Here is an 8,389-nt window from a genome sequence, read left to right as displayed (position 1 = left end):
GTGGTGATGCATTCACCGCATGAACCTACCGGCTTTTTTCGTGCCATTTTTGACATAAACGCAGTCACTAACTTGCATTGGCCAGGCCGCGCAGCAGTCATAAGACTAGGGCAACGTAGCGTTCGGCAGTTATCCACAGTCTGAAAATTATCCACAGACAGCGAGGTTTTGGCCCCTTGCGAGCCTCATTGAATCCGCCTTTTAGTGCACGCTATGGCCATGGCAATCAAGAAACTGTCCATGGCTCCGCGAACCGAGGCTTCAGCAAATCCAGTAGTCAACGCTGTCGATGATGAAGCGCTGCGTGAAGAGGTTGCACTCATAGTCGCTGCTACCGGTCGTGACTGTGTGCAAGAGACCGTGCCACCTGTGGCTGCAGCGCCAGTGGCCGCACAAGCATTGGCATCGTCGCTAGCATCACCACCAGTATCAGCCACAGCGTCAGTGTCCGCGTCGACCGGAGCGGGAGTTTCATCGGCCCTGTGGCGTCGGGCACCAGCGGTGTTCGTTGATGCGTCGGCAGCCCGAAGATTAGCCGGGCGGCCTCATTGTGAGGGAGCAATCTTTCTGGTCCGCAGTGATACTGAGGCGGAAGATACGCAGGTGGAGAAGGTTTTAGCTCCTGTTTACAGCGCTAGTTTGCCCGCGGATAACGTCGATATTGTCGAACTGCTCGGCCGAGCCGAGGTACGTCCGGATGGTCCGAGGCTCTCCGATTTCCAACACGGCTCGAGCCTCCTGAACCACCAACACACCCCAGCGTCACCTGCGAGCGCAGACGTGATTACAGCACCAGGTACAGAACCCGTACTGAACGTGCCAGCAACTACAACCGATTCCACGGCAACGTGCCTGATGTTGGTTCCTGCGGTCGGCGGTGCCGGTGCTTCCATTACGGCGGCAGCGAGTGCATTGGTTCTTTCCCGTGAAAAGCCCATCTGCTTGGTGGACGCAGATGCGCTGGCGGGAGGTATTGATCTGGTGCTCGGGATGGAAACGGAACCGGGACTGAGGTGGCAAGACTTCTCGGCTGCTGATGGCCGTCTCGACGGGGCGGCACTCTACGAAGCACTGCCATCCTGCCCGCGATCACCCGCGCTGAAAGTGTTGACGTGGACCCGCAGTCGCACGCCCGAGACGGCTTACAACCACGCCTCGGCGGCCACCAAATTCGACAGTGCCGACAGACCCGGCAGAACCGACAGACCCGACGATGTTCGACACATTGCCAGCACCATTAGTTGCCTTATTCATGCCGGAATTACGGTCATCGTGGACTGCCCGAAGCAAGTGGAGTACGTCACCACTCTCGGCGCGCTTGCCGATGACACCGTCATCATCCTGCCCACCTCTGTCCGAGCTATCGCAGCCGGTGGACACCTGGCCAGCATCTGTGCACAGGCAGGATTCACGCCAAGTCTTGCGGTTCGGCACCAGCAGCACCGTGATATCAGTGTCGAAGAGGTTGAGTACGCGCTCGATCTGCCCATTGTTGGTGAGATTGAGTACTGCAAGAAAGTAGCTCACGAGATAGATGTGGGCGGGCTCGCTGGGGCCGTCGGCAAGCTGACGCGGGGATTGGAAGCGATGTTTGCCCTTGTCGGCGGTGGTGGCGATGGATGATGTCAGGCTGTTGGCGGCGGTGCGGACGGCGCTTGCGGAGCGGCCTGGGGTGGCATCGCATAGCGAGGTCGCCGACATCATTCGCGCGGAGACCGCGGGGGTTGTCTCCGATGTGAAGGTGTTGGAGATTCTGCGCACAATTCGTGAGGAAACAGTGGGCGCGGGCGTGTTGGATGCGCTGTTGCGCCGCCCGGGTGTCAGCGATGTGCTGGTCACCGCGCCCGGCGAGGTCTGGGTCGATGCCGGCAACGGACTGGAGCAGGCCGAGATTTCCTTCGCGGACGAGGGCGAGGTGCGCGCGTATGCGGTGCGGCTCGCGTCGCGGTGCGGACGAAGGCTTGACGACGCGCAACCTTGGGCCGACGGCCATATTCCTGGTGGTGTCGGCGGCTGTGGTGTGCGAGTTCATGCGGTGCTTTCACCACCGTCAGCGACCGGCACTCAGATTAGCCTGCGGGTGCTGCGTCCGGCTCGTCGCGGGCTTGCGGAGTTGTGCGATGTCGGGCTGTTTCCACCGGAGATTCTGCCGGCGTTGCGGGGAATCGTGGCGGGACAGCTGTCGTTTATTGTCGCCGGAGGTACGGGTGCGGGAAAGACGACGCTATTGGCGGCGATGCTCTCAGAAGTTAATCCTGATCAGCGCATTGTGTGCATCGAGGACACTCCGGAGTTGCAACCGCAGCATCCGCATGTGGTGAAGCTGGTGACCAGAGCCGCCAACTTGGAGGGGGCCGGTGCGATTGGGCAGCAGGAGTTGCTGAAACAGGCGTTGCGCATGCGTCCCGACCGCATTGTCGTCGGTGAGATTCGTGGTGCCGAGGTGGTGGATCTGCTGGCTGCGTTGAACACGGGGCATCGCGGTGGGGCGGGGACAATTCACGCCAACCGGATTGGGGATGTCGTCGCGCGCTTTGAGGCTTTGGGGCTGATCGGTGGCCTTGGTCGCGCCGGGCTGCACGCGCAGTTGGTCTCTGCGGTGCAGGTGGTGTTGGTGGTCGAACGCGCTGATGTTCGCCGGCTGGCGCAGATCGGGCTGCTGCGCGGTAACCCACCGGAGGTGGTGGAGGTTTGGACTGCTCGGGACGGGCCGGGGCCGGGGTGGGAAACGTTGCAGAAGTTGCTGGTCGGCAGGGAACAGTCGGTGGAATAACCCGGGGGAAAAGTCAGGGGATTAGACGGGGAGATTAACAGCTATGGGGGAGGGATTTAGCGTGACCGTACTCATTGGGGGCGCGGCTGCGGCAGTCGCTATCTGGCCGGACAGCTCGGCGGCGGTGCGCTCGCGAGCGCTGGCAGGCCGTGCCCGTGAGGTGTCCTGTGGACTGAAGTGGTTGCAGCGCATGATTGGACTTGGGGCTGGTTCCACGGGGTCGAGCGCCGCAAGCACTGGCAGTGCGAATAGAGCTGCAGGGCTATCGATTCTCATCGTTGCAGGCCCGGCACTCGTGTTGCTGTGGCTCGCCGGGATTCCAGGTGTCATAGCCGGGCTATTGCTGGGCCGCACCGCAGGAGCCGTAGTGCGAGCTGTGGGGGAGAGGCGCTGTGAACGTCGGGAAGCGGACAGCGCTGCGGTAGCGCTGGAAACCTTGACCGCGCAGTTGCGCGCAGGTGCGGCGGCCTCAAGAGCGCTCAACGCGGCAGCAGCGGAATTGCGCAGGGCAGAGGACATGACTGTGTTGGCCGATCATCTTGCGCACGCGGCGCACCGCGCGAACTTCGCCGACCCGTGGGAGACCGAAGAGTCTTCGGAGCAACTGCGTCGGATTGGGCGTATGTGGACGGTGGCGCAGCAACATGGTCTAAGCTTGGCCGGGTTACTGGACTGTGCGCGGGGTGATCTGCAGGCTCGTCAGGCACATCGCTCACAGACGTCGGCCGCGCTGGCGGGACCACGCATGACGATTGCCATTTTGGCTTCGCTCCCAGTCTTCGGGCTGATTATGGGGCAAGCTTTCGGAGCGTCCCCCTTCGAGTTCCTCAGTCGCGGTATCGGAGGAATTGTGCTGGTCATCGGTGTCGGGCTGGTGTGCGCGGGCATCGAATGGGCTGTCGCCATCATCAATCGTGCGGAGGCCGGACAATGATTGCCGCCGCACTTCTCATCGCCGCCTACCTCTGCTTGCCGACATTCAATCCCGTCCGCAGCCGACTGCCCGAATTGGTAGCCGAGTCGGATGCTCGTACGCGAGGAAGCGTGCGCCGGCAGGTGACCAGTCGGGTGGCGCAGATTGCCGCACAGGTGAGGGAACGTGTGCGAACTGTCATTGGCGGTGAGCGCATCAGCCCAGCTGTGCTGCTCGATGCCGCGGCGGCCCTCGACATCATTGGTGCTTGTTTGAGCTCCGGTATGCCATTGTCCCAGGCCATGGAAGCAGCCGCCGATGGCGCAAACCCTGAGCTGGCCGAGCCACTTCGACAGTGTTCCGCCAGGTTAGCTGTGGGCGCGCACTCCGCTTGGGACAGCCTTGCTGCCACGCCCGCGCTCGAGCCTCTGGCGACGGCTGGGCGCCGCGCAAGCGAATCCGGCACCGTTCTGGCGCAGGCATTGGAAGACACCGCTGCCACGTACCGCAGTCAAGCGCACGATGCGGCGCAAGCCGTCGCTGAAAAGGCTGGTGTCCTCATTGCCGGGCCGCTGGCGTTGTGCTTTCTACCCGCGTTTGTGGTGCTGGGATTGGTGCCCACAATCGCCGGGCTTGCCGACGAAATGTTTGCAGGACTGATGCCGTCATGAAGCTCGGACAGTTCTGCGCCCAGCTTCGCGCGCTGGCACGCGCCGGATGCAGTGCTGGTTGCGCTTTCGGTTGCGTTCTCGCTTGTGCACGCGGGCCACCTGCCACGCTGCAATCCACCATGCGTCAGCGCGGGGCAACGCGCGTCAATGCACATCACACTTCACAACTGACCTGTCACTCGACATCCACATAGGGGGAAACATTCATGACCACTCAAAACTCCAACCGTCCAACCAATGTTCCAACCAATCTTCCAACCAATCCGCTGACCGCTGCACAGTCCCAGCTGCGCTCGTATTTGCACAAGCGTCTGCACGCTCTGGCAACTGAGGAAAACGGCATGTCAACCGTGGAATATGCTTTGGGAACGATCGCGGCCGCCGCTTTCGGGGCCCTGCTTTACACCGTCGTGACCGGCGGGGATATCACCCAGGCGCTCACCGACATCATCGAAAGGGCGCTCAACACCGATGTCTAGCCGCATCCGCTCTACGCTTCATCGCCTGTGCGTCGGCGACGAAGGCCAAACCACGGTAGAAACCGCTTTCGGTCTCGCGGCACTGGTCACGGTCATGGTCACGGCCCTGTCAGGGCTGGTCACCATCGCAATGTACCTAGGGCTTACCGACGCAGCCGGAGCCATCGCACGGGCTGAGGCGCGGGGCGATGCGGAGACAGTAGCCGAGCTCCGCGCCGACGCGGATGGACAGGTCGCGATATCGGAAACCTCCGGTACCGTGCGCGTGACCATTCGGCGCTCAGCGGGGCCATTTTCGCTGGAAGCGCGCGCGGTCGCACTGCGGGAAAGAGTGGCATCGTCATGAGAAACGTGACAGCCCGCCTTCTTCGCGAAGAAGAAGGTTCCACCACAGTCGCAGCCGCACTGTTCATCGCCGCTTTCGTCGTTCTGACTTTGGTTGGAGTTACAACCGGGGTGAGGGTGGTGCAGGCTCGGCAGGCAGCGGTAGCAGCGGATCTGGCCGCGGTGGCCGGCGCCGTGGCTGCGCAAGAGAGCGACGACGCCTGCAAAGCTGCGGGGTCAATCGCAAAAGCTAACCACGCACGCCTTGTGGCTTGCGAGATTGATGGGGAGGACGTGCAGGTCAGCGTCCAACGAAAGGAGAGAAAAGCAACGTCCAGAGCAGGGCCGGAAGCGGTGGAGGATGCTGCTACTGGCCGTCGTTAAGTGCGCGAGAGACCCCACTGAGCACCTTGATTGCGCCGGCCTTGTCCAACGGATCGTTGCCATTGCCGCACTTGGGCGACTGGATGCACGATGGGCAGCCAGATTCGCACTCGCAGGCGGCGACGGCATCGCGGGTCGCGCGAACCCACTGAGCGAAGGCCTCGTAGCCGCGGTCGGCAAACCCCGCACCACCAGGGTGCCCGTCGTAAACAAAAACGGTGGGCTGCTGGGTATCGGCGTGCATGACCGTGGAAACACCGCCGATATCCCAGCGGTCGCAGGTGGCAATCAGCGGCAGCATGCCGATAGCCGCGTGCTCGGCTGCGTGGAGAGCCCCCGGCGCGATGTCGGAGCCCACACCCCACGAGCGCAGGGTGGACTCGGGCATTGTGTAAGCCACGGCGCGCGTGACCAAACGCTGCGGAGGGTAGTCAAGTTCAACACTGTCGAGAATCTCGCCGGTATCCAGACGACGAAGATAGGAGGTGACCTGGTGAAAGACCTCGACCTGGCAGGAAGCGACCTGTAAGCCCTGGTAGTGGCGCATATCGTCAACGTCCAGAATGCGGATGGTGGTGTCCATGCGCGAGCTGGTGGAATAGCGCGGCTGCTCGGGGTGGACCAGGGCGACGAGGCTGTCGAAGTCCAGCTGGTCGACAAGATAGGACTCACCGCGGTGCAAGTAGACGGCACCGTCGTGGACCTGCTGCATCGCACGGCCTAGATCGATGGTGCCAAGCAGCCGACCATCGGTCTGGTCGACGATGGCCACTTCCTGACCATCACCGCCACGAACGTTCACGGCATCGTGGGCAGTGGCAATGCGCGGCCCCTCATCGCGGTCGGTCGGGTAGTAGACGGGTTCTTGTCCTTCCCAGGTGCGCTTGCGCAACCAGCCCGCTGACACCATGTCTTCGGCTACGGGCAGGGTTCCCCACGCCTGAAGCTGGCTGGTGGTGACGGGTTTCTCCACAGCCGCGCAGTAGAGGTGTGACCACACCACATGCGGGTTACGGGGATCGAAGACGGTCTTCTCCACCGGCCGGCCCAACAGTGCCGAAGGGTTGTGGACCAAGTAAGTGTCCATGGGATCATCGCGAGCCACCAACACCACCAGCGCGCCCTGTCCACGACGGCCCGCGCGGCCGGCTTGCTGCCAGAATGAAGCGACCGTGCCCGGGAAACCGGCCTGCACCACCGCGTCAAGGCCACCGACGTCAATGCCCAGCTCCAGCGCATTGGTGGTGGCCACACCAAGCAGGGTGCCGTCATCGAGCATGCGCTCGATGTCGCGGCGTTCTTCGGCCAGGTAGCCGGCGCGGTAAGACTCGATGCGCTCGGCGATATCGCTGCGGCGGCGCTTCTCCAGGCGCTCGCGCACGCCGAGCGCTACCTTCTCGGCACTGCTCCGCGAACGGGTGAAGGTCAGGGTGCGGGCGCCCTCGACAAGCAGGTCGGCCATGATATCTGCGGCCTCGGTCGGGGCGGGGCGGCGCACGGGTGCGCCGTTCTCGCCTTGGAGATCAGGGAGCAGGCCGGGTTCCCACAGGGCGATAGTCCGCTCACCGACCGGGGCGCCGTCTTCGGTGACGGCCTCGACAGGCTCGCCGATGAGGCGACGAGCCTGGTCAGCAGGGTCGTTGGTAGTCGCAGAGGCAAAAATCACGGTCGGCGAGGCACCATATTCCCGGGATAGCCGCAGGAGGCGACGCAGAATTTGGGAGACGTTGGCGCCGAACACGCCTCGATAGGCATGGCATTCGTCGACAACGATATAGCGCAGGTTGCGCAGCATCCGCGTCCACCGAACATGATTGCCGAGGACCGAAACATGCAGCATATCGGGGTTGGTAAACACCCAACGGGCGTGGTCGCGGATGGCGCGCCGGGCGTCTTGCGGGGTGTCGCCGTCGTAAAGCGAAATCAGCGAGCTCAGCGACACCGGTGCCATCGCGCGTGCAGTGTCCAGCTGATCGGCGCCCAGCGCCTTGGTCGGGGAGAGGTACAGCGCGGTGGCCGCGGGGGTGGCGGACAGTTCTGTGAGCACGGGCAGCAGATAGCCGAGCGATTTACCCGACGCCGTGCCCGTCGCGACGACGCAGTGCACGCCCTCGCGGGCGAGGTTCGCGGTTGCTGCCTGATGGGTCCACAGGTTCTCAATTCCGCGATCTACCAGCACTTCTTTCAGCCAATCCGGCACCCACTCAGGCCAAGGTGCGGTCACGCCAGCGCGTGCAGGAAGATCCGCAATGTGCGTCACCGTCGCCCGCGGATGCGCACGAATAACCGGCCCCAGCAGCTCCCGCCCAAACGACTCCACCGACACCACCCTTTCCTGTAAACGCGCACTTCATATGCTTGACGACGCTTCCTGCCAGCCACATTTTCGCTATTCGACAACCCAGTTTCTCCGAACCCCGAACACGGGTTTACGGGGGTGGCAAGAAGCTGTTCCTAATCGGCGCTCGCGCCCCAAACGTGGCAGACTTTTTGAGTGTATCGCCCGCCAAAGGGCACCCAGCAAAAGCCCGTGCGAGGCGGAAAGGGTGTTCTGGCCGTGTTTACCCCATTGTGTGTGGCCGGATGTGCGTGGCGAATACTTGTTTTATCGAATCCTGAAGTTGGGAAGTTTTGTAATGGCACAGGGTACTGTGAAGTGGTTCAACTCGGAGAAGGGCTTCGGGTTTATCGCCCCAGCTGACGGTGGCAACGACGTGTTCGTTCACTACTCCGAGATCCAGGGCACTGGTTTCAAGACGCTGGAAGAGAACCAGGCAGTCGAGTTCGAGATTGGTGAGGGTCAGAAGGGCCCGCAGGCTCTGGACGTGAAGCCTCTGTAAGGCTT

9 protein-coding genes are annotated in these 8,389 nt (G+C 62.7%); 8 read left to right on the top strand and 1 reads right to left on the bottom strand.

Features of this window, described 5'->3' with window-relative positions; translation table 11 throughout:
* Nucleotides 1-219 precede the first annotated feature (219 nt).
* From HMPREF2708_RS01620 to HMPREF2708_RS01590, 7 genes are all read left to right on the top strand, one after another.
* Nucleotides 220-1,623 (top strand): CpaE-like family protein, encoded by a 1,404-nt coding sequence (locus HMPREF2708_RS01620; RefSeq protein ID WP_246840292.1) that lies wholly within the window; start codon nt 220-222, stop codon nt 1,621-1,623.
* The gene (locus HMPREF2708_RS01615; RefSeq protein WP_083321832.1) at nt 1,616-2,773 is read left to right on the top strand and encodes a TadA family conjugal transfer-associated ATPase; all 1,158 of its coding nucleotides are present in this window, start codon (nt 1,616-1,618) and stop codon (nt 2,771-2,773) included. Before HMPREF2708_RS01620 ends, HMPREF2708_RS01615 begins: the two co-directional genes overlap by 8 nt.
* Before the next feature lie 61 nt (nt 2,774-2,834).
* A complete protein-coding gene (locus HMPREF2708_RS01610) occupies nt 2,835-3,707 on the top strand; it encodes a type II secretion system F family protein (RefSeq protein WP_246840291.1) in 873 nt (290 codons plus the stop codon).
* Nucleotides 3,704-4,357: a type II secretion system F family protein gene (locus HMPREF2708_RS01605; RefSeq protein WP_005511368.1), complete on the top strand. Its 654-nt coding sequence runs from the start codon at nt 3,704-3,706 to the stop codon at nt 4,355-4,357. The genes HMPREF2708_RS01610 and HMPREF2708_RS01605 overlap by 4 nt, the downstream gene beginning before the upstream one ends.
* Before the next feature lie 206 nt (nt 4,358-4,563).
* Nucleotides 4,564-4,836, top strand: a complete 273-nt coding sequence (locus HMPREF2708_RS01600) for a DUF4244 domain-containing protein (RefSeq protein ID WP_005511372.1) — start codon at nt 4,564-4,566, stop codon at nt 4,834-4,836.
* Nucleotides 4,829-5,182: a TadE family type IV pilus minor pilin gene (locus HMPREF2708_RS01595; protein ID WP_050773635.1), complete on the top strand. Its 354-nt coding sequence runs from the start codon at nt 4,829-4,831 to the stop codon at nt 5,180-5,182. The genes HMPREF2708_RS01600 and HMPREF2708_RS01595 overlap by 8 nt, the downstream gene beginning before the upstream one ends.
* Nucleotides 5,179-5,544 (top strand): Rv3654c family TadE-like protein, encoded by a 366-nt coding sequence (locus tag HMPREF2708_RS01590; protein ID WP_070831389.1) that lies wholly within the window; start codon nt 5,179-5,181, stop codon nt 5,542-5,544. The genes HMPREF2708_RS01595 and HMPREF2708_RS01590 overlap by 4 nt, the downstream gene beginning before the upstream one ends.
* Here HMPREF2708_RS01590 and HMPREF2708_RS01585 read toward each other — a convergent pair.
* Entirely contained in the window at nt 5,528-7,864 is a 2,337-nt protein-coding gene (locus HMPREF2708_RS01585) for a DEAD/DEAH box helicase (protein WP_070831477.1), read from the bottom strand. The genes HMPREF2708_RS01590 and HMPREF2708_RS01585 overlap by 17 nt on opposite strands.
* A gap of 316 nt (nt 7,865-8,180) precedes the next feature.
* Here HMPREF2708_RS01585 and HMPREF2708_RS01580 point away from each other — a divergent pair, with 316 nt between their 5' ends.
* Entirely contained in the window at nt 8,181-8,384 is a 204-nt protein-coding gene (locus HMPREF2708_RS01580) for a cold-shock protein (RefSeq protein ID WP_005511370.1), read from the top strand.
* The last annotated feature ends 5 nt before the right edge of the window (nt 8,385-8,389 follow it).

Origin of the sequence: Corynebacterium sp. HMSC073H12 (assembly GCF_001837775.1) — a bacterium.
Lineage (GTDB): Bacteria > Actinomycetota > Actinomycetes > Mycobacteriales > Mycobacteriaceae > Corynebacterium > Corynebacterium amycolatum.
Note: the sequence above shows the minus strand (reverse complement) of the source record. Positions and strands in the feature narration are given on the sequence as shown.

Bases quoted from the DNA above. Each gene is read 5' to 3' on its own strand.
- HMPREF2708_RS01620 (WP_246840292.1), top strand. From the start codon at position 220: ATGGCAATCAAGAAACTGTCCATGGCTCCGCGAACCGAGGCTTCAGCA.
- HMPREF2708_RS01615 (WP_083321832.1), top strand. From the start codon at position 1,616: ATGGATGATGTCAGGCTGTTGGCGGCGGTGCGGACGGCGCTTGCGGAG.
- HMPREF2708_RS01605 (WP_005511368.1), top strand. From the start codon at position 3,704: ATGATTGCCGCCGCACTTCTCATCGCCGCCTACCTCTGCTTGCCGACA.
- HMPREF2708_RS01600 (WP_005511372.1), top strand. From the start codon at position 4,564: ATGACCACTCAAAACTCCAACCGTCCAACCAATGTTCCAACCAATCTT.
- HMPREF2708_RS01595 (WP_050773635.1), top strand. From the start codon at position 4,829: ATGTCTAGCCGCATCCGCTCTACGCTTCATCGCCTGTGCGTCGGCGAC.
- HMPREF2708_RS01590 (WP_070831389.1), top strand. From the start codon at position 5,179: ATGAGAAACGTGACAGCCCGCCTTCTTCGCGAAGAAGAAGGTTCCACC.
- HMPREF2708_RS01580 (WP_005511370.1), top strand. From the start codon at position 8,181: ATGGCACAGGGTACTGTGAAGTGGTTCAACTCGGAGAAGGGCTTCGGG.